Annotated in this window: 13 protein-coding genes; 4 read left to right on the plus strand and 9 right to left on the minus strand. The window is 55.9% G+C overall.

What is annotated here, in order from left to right; translation table 11 throughout:
* Positions 1 to 371 precede the first annotated feature (371 nt).
* Both ACMYSL_RS09905 and ACMYSL_RS09910 read left to right on the plus strand, forming a co-directional pair.
* The gene (locus ACMYSL_RS09905) at positions 372 to 1,169 is read left to right on the plus strand and encodes a winged helix-turn-helix domain-containing protein (RefSeq protein WP_434662485.1); all 798 of its coding nucleotides are present in this window, start codon (positions 372 to 374) and stop codon (positions 1,167 to 1,169) included.
* Between the two features lie 103 nt (positions 1,170 to 1,272).
* On the plus strand, positions 1,273 to 1,626 hold the full coding sequence (locus ACMYSL_RS09910; RefSeq protein WP_434662487.1) for a hypothetical protein: 354 nt from the start codon (positions 1,273 to 1,275) through the stop codon (positions 1,624 to 1,626).
* A gap of 1 nt (position 1,627) precedes the next feature.
* Here the strand turns inward: ACMYSL_RS09910 and yegS are convergent, their stop codons facing one another.
* Both yegS and yegQ read right to left on the minus strand, forming a co-directional pair.
* Positions 1,628 to 2,524, minus strand: a complete 897-nt coding sequence (yegS, locus tag ACMYSL_RS09915; RefSeq protein ID WP_182207334.1) for a lipid kinase YegS — start codon at positions 2,522 to 2,524, stop codon at positions 1,628 to 1,630.
* A 367-nt stretch (positions 2,525 to 2,891) separates the two neighbouring features.
* Complete coding sequence (gene yegQ / locus ACMYSL_RS09920; RefSeq protein ID WP_182207333.1) at positions 2,892 to 4,253, minus strand: tRNA 5-hydroxyuridine modification protein YegQ; 1,362 nt, start codon at positions 4,251 to 4,253, stop codon at positions 2,892 to 2,894.
* A 167-nt stretch (positions 4,254 to 4,420) separates the two neighbouring features.
* On the opposite strand from yegQ, the gene ACMYSL_RS09925 reads away from it, so the two are divergent.
* Together ACMYSL_RS09925 and ACMYSL_RS09930 are read left to right on the plus strand one after the other, a co-directional pair.
* Positions 4,421 to 5,020, plus strand: coding sequence for a hypothetical protein (locus ACMYSL_RS09925; protein WP_434662490.1), 600 nt, complete (start codon positions 4,421 to 4,423; stop codon positions 5,018 to 5,020).
* Positions 5,021 to 5,090: 70 nt separating this feature from the next.
* The gene (locus tag ACMYSL_RS09930) at positions 5,091 to 5,705 is read left to right on the plus strand and encodes a hypothetical protein (RefSeq protein WP_434662493.1); all 615 of its coding nucleotides are present in this window, start codon (positions 5,091 to 5,093) and stop codon (positions 5,703 to 5,705) included.
* 328 nt (positions 5,706 to 6,033) lie between these two features.
* Here ACMYSL_RS09930 and ACMYSL_RS09935 read toward each other — a convergent pair whose 3' ends face one another.
* From ACMYSL_RS09935 to ACMYSL_RS09965, 7 genes are all read right to left on the minus strand, one after another.
* Complete coding sequence (locus tag ACMYSL_RS09935) at positions 6,034 to 6,756, minus strand: tetratricopeptide repeat protein (protein WP_434662495.1); 723 nt, start codon at positions 6,754 to 6,756, stop codon at positions 6,034 to 6,036.
* A gap of 328 nt (positions 6,757 to 7,084) precedes the next feature.
* Entirely contained in the window at positions 7,085 to 7,807 is a 723-nt protein-coding gene (gene baeR, locus ACMYSL_RS09940) for a two-component system response regulator BaeR (RefSeq protein ID WP_434662497.1), read from the minus strand.
* Positions 7,804 to 9,330 (minus strand): two-component system sensor histidine kinase BaeS, encoded by a 1,527-nt coding sequence (gene baeS, locus ACMYSL_RS09945; RefSeq protein ID WP_181485651.1) that lies wholly within the window; start codon positions 9,328 to 9,330, stop codon positions 7,804 to 7,806. Before baeS ends, baeR begins: the two co-directional genes overlap by 4 nt.
* Entirely contained in the window at positions 9,327 to 10,742 is a 1,416-nt protein-coding gene (locus ACMYSL_RS09950) for an MFS transporter (protein WP_181485652.1), read from the minus strand. Before ACMYSL_RS09950 ends, baeS begins: the two co-directional genes overlap by 4 nt.
* 1 nt (position 10,743) lies before the next feature.
* Positions 10,744 to 13,821, minus strand: a complete 3,078-nt coding sequence (gene mdtC, locus ACMYSL_RS09955; protein WP_181485653.1) for a multidrug efflux RND transporter permease subunit MdtC — start codon at positions 13,819 to 13,821, stop codon at positions 10,744 to 10,746.
* Positions 13,822 to 16,944 carry an MdtB/MuxB family multidrug efflux RND transporter permease subunit gene (locus tag ACMYSL_RS09960; protein WP_434662501.1) on the minus strand — a complete coding sequence of 1,041 codons (3,123 nt, stop codon included), beginning with the start codon at positions 16,942 to 16,944 and terminating at the stop codon, positions 13,822 to 13,824.
* Positions 16,944 to 18,203, minus strand: coding sequence for an MdtA/MuxA family multidrug efflux RND transporter periplasmic adaptor subunit (locus ACMYSL_RS09965; RefSeq protein WP_434662503.1), 1,260 nt, complete (start codon positions 18,201 to 18,203; stop codon positions 16,944 to 16,946). Before ACMYSL_RS09965 ends, ACMYSL_RS09960 begins: the two co-directional genes overlap by 1 nt.
* Positions 18,204 to 18,207: the final 4 nt, after the last annotated feature.

The raw sequence follows: 18,207 nt of genomic DNA on the forward strand, positions 1-18,207 counted from the left end.
AAACAGTGAGGGGAAATGTATTCATAGCTATAAATGTTGTCTTTTAGTGTAAAGATGGTGCTTAGATCTAAAACAGAAATATATACTGCATCTAACCAATTGTTATGAAATTATAATTCGCATGCATGATTGAAAGTGAAATAAATCACTATTTAATGTTTCGTTTTCCAGATATCCAAAAATGTAAACTCAGTTAAACCTTGCATATAGCAAGGAAAAACTGTGTATTGCACCTCCAGATCCTCTCCGTAATAGAGTAAACTCGCTGGCGAATAATCCTAAGATGTGGTCTACGTAAGGCGAGTTATCTAAATTACAGCCTGGTTTTCATGCCGCTCTCATCCAAATGGTTACAATACTCAGGGAACAGGATGGAAAAAAAATATATCATCAACGGAAAAATTAATTTTATTCCTCAGCGTAGCGTTTTGTTACTTATTGCTGATGATACGAAGAATGTATCATTAAATATTCCCGTTAGCCGTTGCCTGATGCTCCTTATTCAGCAGCACGGTGCAACGGTTGCTCGTGAAACCTTTTTTCAGGAAGTATGGATAAAGCATGGCTCACAGGTGACCAGCAATGGTTTTTATCAAAATATTTCTTTATTACGTCGGGCCTTTAAGGAACTGGGTGTTGACGAAGAAATTATTGTAACGGTGCCCAGAGTCGGCGTCAGGCTGGAGGCAACATTATCCGTAATTGAATCCCAACCAGCTGAGTCAGAAGCCGCGCCGATTACAGAACCCATCGTAAAGCCCGTGGCAGAGGAGGTCGCTGCTGCGAAGTTTGCAGAAAAAAAGCGGTTACGGCTACGGCGTCCCGCCTTATGGGGCATCGCAGCATTACTGAGCTGTCTGGTCGTTGGGGTTGTTACCTGGCAAGCTGAATTCGAATCTTATTTGCAAAACTATTTGCCCATTAATGTAAAATATTCGCAACAATGTCACTTCTTTGCCAATAGCGATGTGGTTGAGCACAAGCGACATGAACAATTCATCAACCGAAGGGAATTTGAATGTGAAAAATACCCTTGGGTCTATTTGACACTCTATCCCGGCCAGGCCCGCGTCTCGGTGATAAGCTGCCGTCAGCAATTTAGTCAATGGCGTGATAATCAATGCCTCACCAATTATTATATTAAGGAGGTACTGAATGCGCAGAAGTGAAATTAAATGGTTAATAGCAATCATATTTATCTGTGTACTAACGGCATTAGCAATAAAATCATGGCAATATTGGCAACGAAATCATTTTCAGTGCAGCGGTGAGTTGAGTTTATTTAGCTCGGGTTTTCAGGGAGATATTTCTGTACGCTACATATTTGATGATGAGCGCGGTCTGGCGATCGTCCGTGGGGAAATTACGCCGCCGCAGGGTAAGCCGTTCACTATCAATCAGAACATCTGGTTTAGCTTTACCCGTGATGGCCAGCACTACTTCCTGCGTTCCGAAACGGTCTCCGCCAGTATTGGTAAGCTTGAGCAAGAAGAGCAGATCAAATCCATTCTGCCGACCTTCTTCATCCAGCCGCAGGTGCCGTTTTATCTGAATATCCAGCGCTTGAACGAACGTACCCGGCTGCTGTATACCAGCCGGGCACCCTCTTTACTTTGCGAGACTTGAATTAACGTAACAGCACGCAGTCTGGCGGCAGTCGGCAGCGTAGCGCTGCCGGCAAAATTTCCATGCGGAAGGTTTTGCCGCTCAGCGGCTCGCCATCAAGGTTAAACGTCATCTCGTGGGGGGCGGTTATCTCAAACCATGAGGAGACGCCATCGATGATATTCGGCGAGGTTTCCGGGTTTGCCAGGGTACTGAACAGCGCCGGGATCAACTCTTCGCCGGTAAAAATGCGCAGATGCAGCAGGCCGTCGTTGATTAACGCCTCCGGGCAAAGTTGCTGGCCGCCACCGGCCTGACGTCCGTTACCGATACCTATCACCAGCGCATCGCCCTGCCAGTGAAAATTCTCACCGCGGATTTCACAGCGGTCTGGCTTAAGGGTATCCATGCGCATCAGACCGTGGATCAGATAGGAGACGCCACCGAGGGCGGCTTTCAGTTTCTCCGGCGTTTCAGTGGTAATACGGGTGCCGAAACCGCCGGTAGCCATATTAATAAATCCGCTCTGGTCGTTGACTCGCGCAATATCGATAGCCACATCGCGCCCGACAATCGCCAGTTTCAGGGCGCTGGCCAGATCCTGAGGAATGCCGACGCTGGTGGCAAAGTCATTCGCCGTACCCAACGGTAAAATCCCCAACGCCATCTTGCCATCGCGCTCGACCAATGCCGTGGCGACCTCGTTGATGGTGCCATCACCGCCGCCAGCAATGACCGTCTCTACGCCCAGCTCGAGGGCTTCATCGACAAAGCGCACGGCATCACCTTTTTCCCAGGTGACACGGACGTGAATGTCGATACCTTCGTCGCGCAACAGTTTAACTGCTTCGCGCAGCTGCGGTTCATTGGCGCCTTTGCCATTCAGGATCAGTAAGCTGGCTGGAAATGTTGACATCATCAAGGGGACCTTTATTGCACAGTAATGCATAAAGTGTACCGCATGCAGGAAGCGAAGGCCGGGGAGATAGATAAAAAATAAGCCCGCGTAAGGGAGATTACGCAGGCTAAGGAGGTGGTTCCTGGTACAGCTAGCATTTATGGGTTATGTTTTTCAGCGAAATGGATGATATCTGCTTTGAACGAAACGGTATGTGATCCGTTTCTAATATCTTTACATCGCGAAAAATTAACCCAATTTATACCCTAAATAATTCGAGTTGCAGGAAGGCGGCAAGTGAGCGAATCCCCGGGAACTTACTCTGGTAAGAGACCGGGGTAAACGAACGCGGTCAACGCACATGCAACTTGAAGTATGACGGGTATAACTAGTTACTATGCGGGTTTCTGGTTGTCTGATCCGTAAAGTTGCGCATCAGCAGTGCATACTGCAGGACCATATCTTCCGGAACAGGCAACCATACTGTGTGACCATCGCCCGGCGCGACCGGCATGATTTCGCCTTTGCCGCTTTCCATATGTTCGAGCGTAAAGTTGACGTTGCCCTGCGGGGTCATCAGCTCAAGGCTGTCGCCGACGGAGAATTTATTCTTCACCGCCACAGCGGCAAGCTGGCCGTTGCGCTCGCCGGTAAATTCACCGACAAACTGCTGGCGCTCGGAGATGGAGTAGCCATATTCGTAATTCTGGTAATCTTCATGAGTATGGCGACGCAGGAAGCCTTCGGTGTAGCCACGGTGAGCGAGGTTTTCCAGGGTTTCCAGCAGATTGGTATCGAACGGTTTGCCCGCCGCCGCATCGTCAATGGCTTTGCGGTAAACCTGGGCGGTACGTGCACAGTAGTAATGTGATTTGGTGCGTCCTTCGATTTTCAGCGAGTGGACGCCCATTTGGGTCAGACGCTCAACGTGGGCAACCGCGCGCAGATCTTTTGAGTTCATGATGTAGGTGCCGTGCTCGTCTTCAAAGGCGGTCATGTACTCGCCCGGACGTTTAGCTTCTTCAATCATAAAGACCTGGTTGGTCGGCGCGCCAATACCCAGCGTCGGTTCGACGTTCTGCACCGGGATCGGCTCATGCTTATGCACGATATTGCCGACGTCGTCCTCTTTGCCTTCCTGAACGTTATACTCCCAGCGGCAGGCATTGGTGCAGGTGCCCTGGTTCGGGTCGCGCTTGTTGATATAGCCGGAGAGCAGACAGCGACCGGAGTAGGCCATGCACAGCGCGCCATGAACGAAAATTTCGATTTCCATTTCCGGCACCTGGCTGCGAATTTCGGCGATTTCATCCAGCGACAGTTCGCGGGAGAGGATCACGCGGGTCAGCCCCATTTGCTGCCAGAATTTGACCGTCGCCCAGTTAACGGCGTTAGCCTGTACTGACAGGTGAATAGCCATCTCGGGGAAGTTTTCCCGCACTAGCATGATTAAACCCGGGTCGGACATAATCAGCGCATCCGGACCCATTTCCACTACCGGCTTCAGATCGCGAATAAACGTTTTCAGCTTGGCGTTATGCGGCGCAATGTTGACGACCACATAGAATTTTTTGCCCAGCGCATGGGCTTCGTTGATGCCGAGCTGCAGGTTTTCGTGATTGAATTCGTTATTGCGCACGCGCAAGGAGTAACGCGGTTGGCCCGCATAAACTGCATCTGCGCCGTAAGCGAAAGCGTAACGCATATTTTTCAGCGTTCCCGCCGGGGAAAGGAGTTCCGGTTTAAACATGATTTTCTCGTTCTGATGACAGGTCAGATTCGTCGCACCCGGTGCGACGAGTTGGGGAGTTCCCCCACATTAAGGGCGGGCATTGTAGCGCTGTGGGGGAGGGGAGTAAATATCAGAGGGGTATCTTTGGCGGATACAGGGCACGTGATGTTACAGGAGAGTCAATTGTGTGGAAATTAATCGCTGGCGTCGTGCTGGGACTACTATCGCAGTCTGCCAGCGCCGCATCTTCTTTTGAAGAGACCGCGCGGCAGGTCATAATCGCTTTTCAGCAGAAAGATAATGCAAAAATTAATGCGTTGATTGATAAAAAAACAGGGCTGTATGTGATGTACAAAATAGGCGTTGGTGATGAATACGAGTGGCTGACGAAGTTTAATGTTAACCGACCGGTGCCTGAGCATGTATTTATATTGGGGGGGGATAGCTGGAATTCAGAACATATTCCCGCAGATAATGAATTTGATTATCGGACGCAAGTGAATTTTGTCTGCGAGAAGGGTTGGGATCGGGCTGGCATTTTTGTTAGTTACGATAATACGATGTTGTCATTCAGCATGGCGAATCAAAACATGGGTGGCCGCGATAGCATCACTGATGCCAACATCGCTGCTGCCAGACGGCTTGAAGTACTGTCGCACCGGGTTGTGGCTGTGCCGGAAAAATGGGATGACGGTTTGGTATTTCATCTAAGTGAGCTTCGCGGAATTAATAAGGGGTGGTATTTAACCCTGTTGGATTTTGCAACGATTGATTGCAGCGCATGAGGTTGTAAACCAGTAAAACAGAGTTGTCATCTATTTTCAGTTCAGTTGCTAACGATACAGGATAAAAATAATGATTTTCCGAACAGGGATGGTACTGGGCTTGCTTGGGATGCTCTCAACGCCAGCCTTTGCTGCGCTTTCATTTGAAGAGACCGCGCGGCAGGTCATAATCGCTTTTCAGCAGAAAGATAATGCAAAAATTAATGCGTTGATTGATAAAAAAACAGGGCTGTATGTGATGTACCGAATTGGGTCAGGATATGATCATCAGTGGATGAGTCATTTTGATATTAACCAGCCGATACCTGATTTTTACTACCAGATGGGACGGGTGGGTTGGTTTTCGGAACATATTCCCACTGATAAGGAGTTTGATTATCGCACGGAAGTCCATTACGTTTGCGATAAGGGCTGGGATCACGCCGGTTTTTTTGTCAGCTATACCGGCTTTGCTAATACACTGCTGACGTTTAGTATGGCGAATGAGACGCTGGCAGGGGGAGATCAAGCATCTAATACTCGCATCGCTAACGCCAGGCGGCTTGAGCTATTGTCGAAGCGAGTGGTTGCGGTGCCGACAAAATCGGGGGATGGCCTGATTTTCCATCTGAGCGAGCTTCATGGCCTGAATAAAGGGTGGAGTTTAACGCTGCTGGATTTGGTTACAGAAGATTGTAGTGCGTGATGGTTGGGGGCCTCTTCACGGTAAGTTTGCACCAGAAGATTCGTTGTATTCACCGTCGCTCCGTGATTTCTGCTCTGGCGGACAGAGCAGAAACAGGGAGCCAAGAGGGAAAGGCTGATGACAAACCTGTGTTAGATATTGTGCTCGCATTTCTGCCGGGCGGCGGCTAGTGCCTTGCACGGCCTGCAAATACTATAATATCATCAGGTTACTAATTATCCGCAGGCCTGGTTAGGCGTTAGCCGATGCCGGGTAATTCCAGAGAAGCGCACTTTGTGAGCTATCTGAAATACAGACTTATTTAGCGTCATTCGCTTATCCCTCTGGCTTAATCAACGCGCAGATAGTGTCCGTCAGCGCTGACGTTCATGCCAAAACCGCAGTTCATGGGAGTATCGGTGCTGGCGTCGATGGCTTCGGAAGAAAACGTCAGCGAGATATCGCAGTGAATGTAGTCTCCTTCCCGAAGCGCCACGACGCCTTTGCCATTTTCCAGCAACACGTCTTCGGAAAACTCGCCCATGTTGGGGCCAACGTAGATCCCCATCATGCCGAAATAATAACCCTGAAAATCAACTTGAAAGCGCGATGGCTGGGGCAACGTTTTTATGGTCAGTACGTTCCAGGAGGCGCGCCCGGAATAGTTCCAATATTCACCCGCAGCGGAAGCTGGAGGCGGCAGAGCCGCCAGCTTATCTTTAATAAGCCCCAGATTGTAAATCGACTTGCTATCGTCCGGTCTTATCATCAGCCAGGCGCGGGCTTTACGCCATTGACCTTCGCGCATCCAGGTCAACGCCACGTTGTTGTAGGCCGTGGCGATGGCGCTGTCGTCAAGGGTGCAGCTTTCGCTCCACGCGGCCTGCTGCTCAAAAGCTTTACGCGCTTTGGCATAGTTTTTCGCTTTGTAGAACTGCTCGCCCTGATTGGCCCAGTCCGGGATTTTTGCACAATCAGCCTCGATCTGCTGCTCGGTGATTTCTGCTCTGGCGGCGGCGCAGAGCAGAAGCAGAGCGTAAAAAGGTAAATATTTCTTTGTATTATCACTCATGGCATTCCTTGCGCAGTTGAGTATTAGAGAATATCCGTACGGAATATATCATGTTGTCGGATGATTTCTTATTCTTGAGGATATTCTTAGATTATGACGTGGGGCGGCGAAGATTTCCCGGGTTGCGGCGTAAACGCCTTACCCGGGCAACCGGTCCGCAGGCGGCGGTGAACCGGTTGCCTGGTCAGCGTAGCGCGACCGGGAAGACGCTACGCCGATGCATCAGATCCGGCACATTTCCCGGAGGCGATGCTGCGCATCTGTCCGGGCTACCGGCCCGCAGACGGCGGTGAACCGGTTGCCGGGGAAATGTCGGGCAGTTGGCTCACTACGCCAGGCGGCAGGCGTCTGCTTCCCAACGATAGCCTACGCCGTAAACGGCGCGGATAAACGACTGCTCGGCGTCCAGCGACTCCAGCTTGCGCCGTAGGTTCTTGATATGGCTATCGATGGTTCGGTCGGTCACCACGCGGTAATCATCGTACAGATGATTCAGCAACTGCTCGCGCGAGAAGACTTTACCCGGCTCCTGGGAAAGGGTTTTCAGCAGGCGGAACTCAGCGGGAGTGAGGTCCAGCAGTTTATCGCGCCAGGAGGCCTGGAAGCGGCCTTCGTCAACGATCAGCGGGCTTTGCGCATCCAGCTCCTGCAGATCGCGCTGCGGCTTGCAGCGGCGAAGAATGGTCTTCACGCGAGCCACCACTTCACGCGGGCTGTAGGGCTTACAAATATAGTCGTCGGCACCGATTTCCAGCCCGAGCAGACGGTCGATCTCTTCGATTTTAGCCGTCACCATCACCACAGGAACTTCGGAGAAGCGGCGGATTTCGCGGCATAAGGTGAGTCCGTCGGTACCGGGCAGCATCAGATCTAACAGGATCAGATGCGGCGGCGTCTGGCGAACGTACGGTAGAACCTGATCGCCGTGATTAATCAGCGTCGGCGCATAGCCCGCCGCCTGGAGATAATCGATCAGCAACTGGCCCAGCTTGGGCTCATCTTCCACGATCAGAATGCGTGGTGTGTTTTCATCAACAGGTAATTCAGTCATACGTCTCTCGATAAATTACGTTCCAGAGGTAACTCTACTTTAATGCTAACCCCGCCCAAAGGCGAATGACCGGCACGCAAAGTGCCACCGTGGGCCGCCACGATGTTAAGGCAAATCGCCAGCCCTAAACCAGAGCCGCCGCTGGCACGATTGCGCGACCCTTCGGTACGGTAAAAGCGCTCAACCAGCCGTTCCAACTGCTCATCGGTTACGCCCGGAGCGCTATCGGCAAAGTCGAGAACCAGCATGCGGCCATTTTGGCTGGCGCTAATCTGCAGGCCCCCGCCGCTATCGGTATAGCGCAGGCTATTTTCCAGCAGGTTATTAAAGAGCTGCATCAGGCGATCCCGGTCGCCGAAAATCGTCGCGCTTTCCGGCAGCGAAACGCCGATCGACAGTCCGCGGCTGGCGAAACGTTCGCGGAACGCGCCAGCGGCGACTTCCAGCAGATTGATGATATCCACCGAGGTTTTCTGGTAGGAGAGCGCACCTTCATCGGACATCGATAGCTGATGTAAATCGTCAACCAGTTTGGTGAGAGTGGCGACCTCGGCCTGTAAAGAGGTGATGGAGTCCGGGGTGAATTTCCTGATGCCGTCCTGAATCGCTTCCAGCTCGCCGCGCAGCACTGCCAGCGGCGTGCGCAGTTCGTGAGAAATATCAGCCATCAGGTCCCGGCGCATTTGCTGATTGCGCTCCAGGGTGCTGGCTAACTGGTTAAAATCCTGCGCCAGGCGGCCCAGTTCATCGCTGCTGCTGGCCGTAACACGGGTCGAGAAATCTCCGGCAGCCAGACGATGGGTGCCCTCGACCAGCCGCTTGACCGGCGCAAGCAGGCCGCGCGCCAGCGGGAAGGTAGCCAGCGCGGCGAGGAGCGTCGCGAGGGCGACAATCAGCCAACTGGTGCGTTTCTGCTGGCGGTCAAAATTGATATCCGTATTGCGCGTCAGGCGCTCAACCGGCGACGCAATCACCGCGCCGACTTCCACGCCGTTAACCATAATGTTGCGCCGGGTGCCATCTTTCGGTAAGCGTTCGCGCGGCCCTACCAGCACGCGGCCTTTTTGGTCAACTACCCAGAACATGGTGCGCCAGCCGTGCGGCGGAATGTCCGGGCCGGGACCTCGATCGCCGCGTGGGCCATCGAGCGGTCGGTCTGGCGCGGCATCCGGCGGCATCTCCCCGGGGCCGGGACCCGGTCCAGGCTCATCCATTGGCTCAGGTCTCATACCGCGCCCCTGCGGCGAGTGGTCGTCGTTGTCGCGCTCAAACGTTTTCAGCAACTGGAAAATAAACCGGTCATTATTGCGCAGGAACTTCCAGCTACCGTGCTGGGCATACTGTTCGCTCAGGGCGTCCCCGAGCATGGTCAGCCGCTGCTCGTTTCCGCGCTTGATATAGTCGATAAACCCGCGTTCAAAACTGATGCGCACCGCCCAGTGCATGCTGATTAACAGTACGATGCAGGTGGCGAGGATCGCGATAAATAGCTTGCCGGTAATGCCGGGACGCCAGAACTTCAAGATTCACTCCTTTTGCGACGACCAATCACGGTGTTGGTGGTGTCGTCGTCCGGTACGCGGGAAAAAATCAGCGCGGGTAGCGCGATAATCACCGCCATGCTTAAGTAGGTATAGAGAAAGACCTGATGAGTGGTTGTCGCATCGGCGCTGATATGCTGCTGACCATAGAGACCCAGCAGCATGCCGGCGATGGTGACGCCGATACTCATCGACAGCTGCATGACCATTGACAGCATGCTGTTGCCGCTGCTGGCGAGGTCATCGGGCAGGTCTTTCAGAGTCAGCGTGTTCATTGACGAAAAGCGGCTGGAGTTGATCATCCCTTGCAGGAATAGCACCACCGGCAGCAGCCAGTACCAGCCCGCGAGAGCGACCGCCATAAACAGCAGGCTGACCAGCGCCAGGCCGATTGTTGAGGCCACCAGCACCCGACGATAGCCGAAGCGGTTGACCACCTGGACCACGATACGCTTCATGCCCATGCTGCCGAGCACCATCGGGATCATCATCAGCCCGGCGTGGAATGGCGTAAAGCCGAGGCCAATCTGCAAAAATACCGGCGTCATAAACGGCAGCATGCCGCTGCCGATGCGCCCGGCGAAGCTGCCGCCGAGGCCGAGAGAGAAGGTGCGGTTGCTGAACAGTTTCAGGCTAAACAGCGCGTTGCGATTACCGCGCGCGTGCCACAGATAGAACAAAATGGATGCAACGCCGGCCGCTACCAGCGCCGCCAGCCACTGCACAGAGATACCGAGCCCTTTTTTACCGTCGAGCGCCAGGGTTAGCGTGGCCATTCCCGCCGCCAGCAGAATAAAGCCGAAGATATCAAAGCGCCGGGTTTGCAGGGTGTAGTTGGGCATCAGGCACAGGGTGGCGATGGCGCCGATAATCCCGACCGGAATATTAATCAGGAAGATCCAGTGCCACGAGGCGTACTCCACCAGCATTCCGCCGAGCGCTGGGCCGAGCAGCGGGCCGACCTGGCCGGGGAGGGTGACGAAGGTCATCGCCGCCATATATTGACTGCGCGGGACGATTTTCATCACCGTCAGGCGACCGACGGGAACCATCATCGCGCCGCCGACGCCCTGCAATACGCGGGCAAGTATTAACTGGTCGAGAGTAGCAGCCTGAGCGCAGAACAGCGAACCTGCGGTAAACAGGATGATAGCGCTGAAGAAAATATTACGTACGCCCACCCGGTCCGCCAGCCAGCCGCTGGCGGGCAGCATCACCGCTACCGTCAATACATAAGAGACGATAACCATATGCATATGCAACGGACTCTCCCCGAGGCTTTTCGCCATTGAGGGGAGGGCGGTGTTGACGATAGTGGTATCCAGCGCCTGCATAAAGAAGCCGAAGGCCACTATCCATAACTGCCAGCGCACGCTGGCGGGGAGATCGGTCATGTTATTCGCTTACCGGTTGATGGAGTTTTCGCGAAAAACGCAACCGCAGACGGTCGAAGAACAGATAGACCACTGGCGTGGTATACAGGGTCAACAACTGACTCATCACCAGACCGCCGACGATGGTAATCCCCAGCGGCTGGCGCAGCTCGGAGCCATCACCACTGGAGATAACCAGCGGCAGCGCGCCGAACAGCGCTGCCAGGGTGGTCATCATTATCGGGCGAAAACGCAACAGGCAAGCCTGGAAGATGGCTTCTTCCGGCGGCAGGTTGCCGTTACGCTGCGCCTCAAGGGCAAAATCGACCATCATGATGGCGTTTTTCTTCACGATGCCAATTAATAGCATAATCCCGATTAGCGCGATTAGGCTGAACGGGGCATCGAAAAGCTCCAGCGCCAGCAGCGCGCCGACGCCAGCGGAAGGAATGGTCGAAAGGATAGTCAGCGGATGAACGTAGCTCTCGTAGAGGATCCCCAGCACGATATAGACCGTGGCGATTGCCGCCAGAATCAGAATCACCTGCGAGTTCATGGTCTCCTGGAATACCTGCGCGGTCCCGGCGAACGAGCCGCGCACGCTTGACGGCACGCCAAGCTGGGTCATTGCCCGGTTAATCGCATCGCTGGCTTCCGACAGCGACTTGCCGGTCGGCAGGTTAAAGGAGATGGTCGACGCCGCCGACAGCCCTTGATGGTTCACCGACAGCGGGGCGTTGGCCGGTTGCCATTTGGCGAAATAAGAGAGCGGAATGGGTTTATCTTCGCTGTTGATCACAAACATCTTATCCAGCGCGCTGACGTCCTGGGTGTAAACCGGATCGACTTCCATCACCACCTTATATTGGTTCAGAGGCTGGTAAATGGTTGAGATCTGCCGTTGACCGAAGGCGTTGTTGAGCAAGTTATTGGCGTCCTGCACGCTGATCCCCAGACGCGACATGGTATCGCGATCGTAGATCAGATCCATCTCCGCACCGTTATCCTGCTGATCCGAGTTAACGTCCGCCAGTTCCGGCAGCGCCGCCAGCGCTTTGCGGATTTTTGGCTCCCACTCGCGCAGCGCCGCAAGATCGTCCGACAGCAGGGTGTACTGGTAGCTGGCATTAGCCTGACGTCCGCCTACGCGAATATCCTGTACCGCCATCAGGAACAGGTTGGCCCCCGGCTCTTTCGCCAGTTTTTTACGCAGCCGGTCGATAATCTGCTGCGCCGTTTCGTGTCGTTCATCGCGCGATTTCAGGGTGATAAACATCATCCCGCTGTTGACCCGTGAGCCGCCGGTAAAGCCAGTGACGTTATCCACCGCCGGATCTTCACGAATGATCTTCATAAAGTCCTGCAGCTTGCCGCGCATTGCCTGGAACGAAATGCTCTGGTCGGCCTGAATGCCGCCCATCAGTACCCCGGTATCCTGCTCCGGGAAGAAGGTTTTCGGAATCGAGATATAGAGCCAGATACTGAGCGCGATGGTGCCGAGCAGCACCAGGCCGGTTAAGCGGCTGTGCTTCAGTACCCATTTCAGCGACTTGCCGTATCCGCCCTGAATCGCCACCAGCAGACGACCAAAACCGCGCTTGCGCGTCGGCTCGTTGGGCTTGCCGCTTTTCAGCAGCCAGCCGCACATCATCGGCGTCAGGGTCAGCGACACCGCTAGCGAAATGCCGATCGCCACCGACAGGGTAACGGCAAATTCGCGCAGTAACCTCCCCGGTAGCCCGCCCATCAGCAGCAGCGGCAGGAAGACGGCGACCAGCGACACGCTCATCGACAGCACGGTGAAACCGACCTCCCGACTCCCTTGCAGCGCTGCCTGTAGCGGCTTCATACCCGCTTCGAGATGGCGGGAGATGTTCTCCAGCACCACGATGGCGTCATCGACCACAAAGCCGGTGGCGATGGTCAGCGCCATCAGCGACAGGTTATTCAGGCTGAAGCCGCACAGGTACATGGCCGCAAAGGTGCCAATCAGCGAGACCGGAACCGCCACCGCCGGGATCAGCGTTGCTCGTCCCGAGCGCAGGAACAGGAACACCACGAGGATCACCAGACCAACCGAAATCACCAGCGTTTGCTCGACTTCTTCCAGCGAGGCGCGGATGGTTGGCGACCGGTCCTGGGCGATTTGCAGGTCGATAGATGCCGGGATCGTGCGCTGCAGATCCGGCAGGCGGGCGCGAATGCTGTCCACCGTTTCAATGATATTGGCTTCCGGTAGCTTGCGGATCATCAGCAAAATCGCCGGTTTAGCGTTGGTCATCCCGGCATTGCGCACATCCTGTACCGAGTCGGTGACGTTGGCGACATCACCTAACCGCACCGCCGCGCCGTTATTGTAGTGCACGATTAATGGCTGATATTCGGCGGCGGTTTTTAGCTCGTCGTTGGTTTCCACCTGCCAGCGGTGGGAGGCGTCTTCCAGCGCTCCCTGCGGTTTACGCACGTTGGCATCGCTGATGGCGGTGCGTACCGCGTCCAGCGACACGCCCTGGTTAAACAGCGCCTGCGGGTTGAGATCAACGCGCACGGCGGGCAGGGAGCTGCCGCCGACGTCAACGTCGCCGACGCCGTCAATCTGCGCAATGGTCTGCGCCAGCTGGGTAGAGGCGAAATCGTACAGCTCACCCTGGGAATAGGTATCCGAGGTGAGGGTGAGGATCATGATCGGCGCGTCGGACGGGTTGGCCTTGCGATAGGTCGGGCGGCTCGGCATGCCGCTCGGCAGCAGGCTTTGCGCGGCGTTAATTGCCGCCTGTACGTCGCGCGCGGCGCCGTTGATATCGCGATCGAAGTTGAACTCCATAATGATTCGCGTACTGCCAAGCGAACTGGAGGAGGTCATCTCGTTCACCCCGGCAATCCGCCCCAAAGAGCGCTCCAGCGGCGTCGCCACCGAAGAGGCCATAGTTTCCGGCGAGGCGCCGGGCAGCGAGGCGCTGATCATAATGACCGGAAAATCCACCTGCGGCAGCGGCGCGACCGGCAGCAGGCGGAAACCGAGGACGCCGCACAGGGTGATGGCGAGCGAAATCAGAATCGTCGCCACCGGGCGATAAATGAAGAGGGCGAAAAACTTCACTTACGCCTCCTCCTCACGCCGTGGGAACCGGCTCTTCATATACAGCGACAGGCGGTCGAACAGCAGATAGATGACCGGAGTAGTGAACAGGGTCAGCACCTGGCTGAGCATCAGGCCGCCAACCATACCGATCCCCAGCGGACGACGCAGTTCCGCGCCAACGCCGGTGCTCAACATCAGCGGCAGCGCGCCGAACAGGGCCGCCAGCGTGGTCATCAGGATCGGACGAAAACGCAACAGACAGGCCTGATAAATCGCCTCGCGCGGCGGCATGCCCTGTTCGCGTTCGGCGGCCAGCGCGAAGTCGATCATCATGATGGCGTTTTTCTTAACGATACCGATAAGCAGAATGATGCCGATAATGGCGATAACATCCAGCTCGCTACCGGCCAACCACAGCGCCAGCAGCGCGCCGACGCCAGCCGTTGGCAGCGTAGACAGGATGGTGATTGGATGAATAAAGCTCTCATATAGCACGCCGAGCACGATATACATTGCCACCACGGCGGCAACCACCAGCCAGACGGTGCTGCCGAGCGCCGACTGGAAGGCCAGAGAACTGCCCTGGAACTGGGTACGAATATCGCTCGGGAACTCCAGCGCCTGCTCGGCGCCAAGAATCGCCTCGACCGCATCGCCCAGCGAATAGTTGCCTGGGACGTTAAACGAGATCGTGGTGACCGGGAACTGATCGAGATGGTTAATCGACAGCGGGGCAAAGCGCTGCTCCACTTTGGCGATCGCCGTAAGCGGCACGATCCCGCCGTCGCTGCTGGTCAGGCGAATATTATCCAGCGCTGCCAGCCCCGGCGTCGCCTGGGTATCATGCTCCAGCACCACGCGGTACTGGTTTGCCTGAGTATAAATAGTGGAAATCAGGCGCTGACCGAAGGCGTTGTACAGGGCGTTATCGATATCTGACATGCTGATGCCGAGACGGCTGGCGCTATCGCGATCAACGTTGATATACGCCGCCAGGCCTTTATCCTGCCAGTCGCTGCTGACGTCGGAGAGCTGCGGCAATGCCTGCAGGCGGGTCAGCAGCTGCGGTACCCAGTTGCTCAGCGCATCAAGCGAGTTGGCCTGAAGCGTGAACTGGTACTGGGTGCGGCTGACGGTAGTGTCAATCGTCAGGTCCTGGGTTGGCTGAAGATAAAGTTCGATACCGGGAATGCCGTCCACCGCGTTTTGCAGGCGGGCGATGACCGTTTGTACGCGATCGTCACGCTCGTCCAACGGCTTGAGGTTGATTTGCAGGCGGGCGCTGTTCAGCGCCGGGTTGGTGCCGTCAACCCCAACGTATGACGTCAGGCTTTCCACCGCCGGATCTTTAAGAATGACCGCGGAAACCTGCTGCTGGCGCTCGGCCATGCTGGCAAACGATACCGACTGCGGGGCCTGTAGCGTGCCCTGGATGATACCGTTGTCCTGCGTTGGGAAGAAGCCTTTCGGAATAAACACCCATAGCATAATCGATAGCGCCAGCGTGCTAAGGGCCACGCTCAGCGTCAGCCACGGATGGTTCAGCACCCGGCTCAGCCAGCGGCCATAGACGGCGATCACCCGCTCAAAGAAGCGTTCGCTGGCGCGGGAGAAGCGGTTTTGCTTGCGCAGCGACTCGTGGCTTAACATGCGTGCGCACATCATCGGCGTCAGGGTCAGCGAGACCACTGCCGAGATAAGGATCGCCACCGCCAGGGTGACGGCGAACTCGCGGAACAGGCGGCCCACGATATCACCCATAAACAGCAGCGGGATCAGCACCGCGATCAGCGAGAAGGTCAGGGATATAATGGTAAAGCCGATCTCACCCGCGCCTTTCAGGGCAGCGGTCAGCGGTTTTTCGCCTTTTTCGATATAGCGCGAGATGTTTTCGATAACCACGATGGCGTCATCGACCACAAACCCGGTAGCGATGGTCAGGGCCATCAGCGTCAGATTGTTAATCGAGAAGTCGAGGAACACCATCACCGCGAAAGTACCGACCAGCGATAGCGGCACGGCGATGCCGGGAATAATGGTCGCCGGGACGTTGCGCAGAAACACGTAAATAATCATCACCACCAGGGCGATCGCCAGCATCAGCTCAAATTGAGTGTCGCTGACCGAGGCGCGAATATTGGTGGTGCGGTCAGAAAGCACCTGCACTTTGACCGATTTAGGCAGGCTTTCGGTTAGCTGTGGCAGCATCTCGCGGATGCTGTCAGCGGTGGAAATGATGTTGGCCCCCGGCTGGCGCTGAACGTTCATCACGATCGCCCGCTGGTTATTGGCCCATGCCCCGAGCCAGCTGTTTTCCGCCCCCTGTTCAACTGTTGCGACATCGCCGAGGCGAATCGCCGCACCGTTCTGATAGGCGATAATCAGGCGGCGGTAATCTTCCGCCGATTGCATCTGATCGTTAGCTGAAAGCGTAACCGCACGGGACGGACCGTCGAGGCTACCTTTTGCCGAGTTAACGTTGGCGCTGGTAATCGCGGTGCGGACCGTTTCGCTGGTCAACCCGAGGGCGGCAATGGCCTGGGCGTTCAGCTTCACGCGCACCGCCGGGCGTTGACCGCCCGCCAGGGTCACCAGCCCGACGCCGGAAACCTGGGAGATTTTCTGCGCCACGCGGGTTTCTACCATATCTTCGACCTGAGTCATCGGAATGGCGGAAGAGGTGACCGCGAGGGTCATAATCGGCGGGTCAGCAGGGTTCACTTTGCTGTAGACCGGCGGGTTAGGCAGATCTGACGGCAGCAGGTTAGTCGCGGCGTTGATGGCCGCCTGAACTTCCTGTTCGGCAACGTCCAGCGGCAGCGTGAGCTGGAACTGGAGCGTGACCACCGATGCGCCGCCTGAACTCTGGGACGACATCTGCTTAAGCCCGGACATCTGGCCAAACTGGCGCTCCAGCGGCGCGGTGATCGACGAGGTCACGACATCCGGGCTGGCGCCAGGGTAGAGCGTCACCACCTGAATGGTTGGGTAATCCACTTCCGGCAGCGCTGAAACGGGCAGGAAACGATAGCCGATAATCCCGGCCAGCATAATGGCCACCATTAACAGCGTCGTCGCTACCGGGCGCATGATAAACAGACGGGAAGGGCCACCCGTACTGCTCGGCGGTAACACTTGCATCAGGAGCGCGCTCCTTTTTTACCGTATTCACGGCTGGTGGCTTTTGCCGGTTCGGCTGCGGTGGTGGCGTCGTGAGCCTCAACCACTTCGACCTTCGCGCCTTCCGTCAGGCGGTCGATGCCGTCGGTCACCACGCGATCTCCGGCGGAAAGCCCGGCGTTAATCACCACTTTCAGGCTGTCCTGAATCCCGGGCGTCACCGTATGCTTGCTGACTTTGTTTTCATCGTTCAGCACCCAGACGAAATGACCCTCGTTGCCCATTTGCAGTGCTGCGGTCGGAATAACCACCGCGTTTTGCTCGGTATCCACCAGCATCCGGGCGTTGACGAACTGATTCGGGAACAGGGCGTCGTCCTGATTATTAAAGCGTGCTTTAAGCTTGATGGTGCCTGTCGTGGCGTCAATCTGGTTGTCGAGACTCAGCAGGGAACCTTCGCTGATTTTCTGTTTGTTGGTACGGTCCCAGGCTTCGACGACCAGGTTTTTACCCGCCTTTTGCGCCTGAACCACCGTGGCGATTTGGTTTTCCGGCAGCGTAAAGACCAGGTCGATAGGGTGAGTTTGCGTTAGCACCACAATCCCGGTGGTGTCGCCGCTAGAGATCTGGTTGCCGATATCAACCTGCTTTAAGCCGACCCGACCATCAATCGGCGCGGTGATGCGGCTCCAGTTCAGCTGTAATTGGGCGCTGGCGACGGCGGCTTCATCGGCTTTAATCGTGCCCTGAGATTCGCTGACCAGCGATTGTTGAGTATCCAGCTCCTGGCGTGAAACCAGGTTGGTTTTGACCAATTGCTGGTAGCGCGCCAAATCGCGACGAGCGTTGGCCAGGGTGGCCTGATCTTTTGCCAGTTGGCCCTGAGCCTGGGCGAGGGCGACTTTAAACTGGCTGGGGTCGATTTCGGCGAGCAGGTCGCCCGCCTTTACCTGTTGGCCTTCCGTGAAGTGGATAGCCAAAAGCTGACCGTCAACGCGGCTGCGCACGGTGACGGTGTTCGCCGCCGTTACCGTACCAAGGCCGGAGAGATAGCGAGGGACCGATTCACTGGTGGCCGTTGCCGCCTGCACCGGCGCAAGGGCTGCGCCGAAACGACCGTGGCGTGGCCCACCTGGCCCTGGACCCTGCTGGCCAGGGCCTACTGCCGTTACAGAGGTGCTGTTTGCCGCTTCGCGACCCTGCCAAAACCAGTACGCTGCACCCGCGACGATCGCGACTACCAGCACGGCTACCCAACGGCTTTTCTTGCTACCTTTCATTAAT

The organism is Klebsiella sp. MISC125 (assembly GCF_051131775.1).
GTDB lineage: Bacteria > Pseudomonadota > Gammaproteobacteria > Enterobacterales > Enterobacteriaceae > Klebsiella.